This window comes from Roseiconus nitratireducens, from assembly GCF_008629675.1.
Lineage (GTDB): Bacteria > Planctomycetota > Planctomycetia > Pirellulales > Pirellulaceae > Stieleria > Stieleria nitratireducens.
In genome coordinates, this window is the sequence record NZ_VWOX01000059.1 from 1 (window position 1) to 1,463 (window position 1,463).

Annotated in this window: 1 protein-coding gene; it reads right to left on the bottom strand. The window is 58.2% G+C overall.

Annotated elements, in window-relative coordinates; genetic code table 11:
- Positions 1-8: 8 nt before the first annotated feature.
- The gene (tnpC, locus tag FYK55_RS28680) at positions 9-1,412 is read right to left on the bottom strand and encodes an IS66 family transposase (protein WP_150080053.1); all 1,404 of its coding nucleotides are present in this window, start codon (positions 1,410-1,412) and stop codon (positions 9-11) included.
- Between the last annotated feature and the right edge of the window lie 51 nt (positions 1,413-1,463).

Sequence of the window (1,463 nt, forward strand, 5' to 3'; positions counted from 1 at the left end):
GTACTTGTTTACCGGACCGCGATGGGTAATGGCAGGGTCAGGGAGGCTTGGCTGGTCAACTGACGCCGGATGAAGATGAACGGATCAGCCAGCCGTTGGTCGCAGGTTCGCATCACACTCATGATGATGGACTGGGCGTTCGCTCCAGCTTCACTTCGATTGCCGCCCCAAACTTTCCGGTTCACAACCGCCGGCCGGATCGCCTGCTCGCCACGCCAATTGGTTGCATCGGCACCCGCATAGCGAAGAAAAGTGAACAGATCGTCCAGATGCTTCTCCAAGAACTTTGCGAATCGCTCGTTGGCTGCGTGTGTTTTGACCGGACGCACCAAGTTCGCCATCTGCATCGTCAATCGACCCGCCATCACTTTCAAGCCATGAGCGGTCAGCTCACGCTCATGAAAACGGTTGCGATACTCAAAGCCTTTGAGCAACAGTTCCTTCACGGCGCGCGGGAACGCCAACGCGCCACCGGTCCCGCTTTCAATCAACGATTCACATCGTCGAAGCAAATGAGCCAAGCATTGCTGGTGCGTTGCTTTGGTGAACTTGTCGTAGACCGCCCAGCCATCGTGTCCAAAGATTCCCGACCAATCTCGTCCCAGCAGCCGCTCTGCCGGTTCTATGCTGCGGGTCGGGTCGATCTCGTAACAGGTGGCGGTCAAGCCGACAAACGCGTGCAACCAAGCCGGCCGGCCATCAACTCGCCAGCCGGTTTCGTCGCCAACCAATTGCGGCGAGCCTCGCACTGCCCGGCGGACTTCCTGGTGAGCCAATTCGAGACGTTTCGCCGTGCGAAACATGCTTCGGCAACTCGTGCTGCGTCCGACCGTGATTTCGAAGAGCATTTCCAGCAGACGCTTGACTTTGCCGTGACTGAGACCGAGTTCCTTGTTGAGCAGTGTCATCGCCGCGTGGATGTTCGGTCCGAGCTGTACGCCTGCGGCACCGGTCGCATCAGAAGTTTGCAGTTCGTGCCGGCCCTGCACCGCCGAGCCGCAACCCGTGCAGATTCCAGCGTCGATGTTGAATTGCCGATGAATGACGGTTCGCGGAATTTCAGTTTGGTACTGGATTCGCGTTTCGGTCTTCGTCAGCTGATTGGCCCCGCAGTCGGGGCAGCAGGCGGGAAGCGGCACGTCGTAAGTTTCGTCGATTTGCTCCGGAGCGGTGCGGCGATGGTGCCTGCCGTGATCCTCGCCGCTCTTTCGCCCAGGCTTGTTCGGATCGGCCTTACGTCCCTTGCGAAACGGGGCCGCTTGGCGTTTGCCTTCGCGTTCCACCTTTTCAAGACGCTTCGTCAGCTTTTCGACTTGTTCAACCAAGGCATCGATGGTTGCCTGCTGCTGCTCAATAATCGCCTGCTGCTGCTTGCAACCGGGGCAGTCGGTCGTGATCTTGGGAACATCCATGATCCCAGAATTGTGGTCGAATCATCCGGAATTCACCAACAGCAGTTCCTG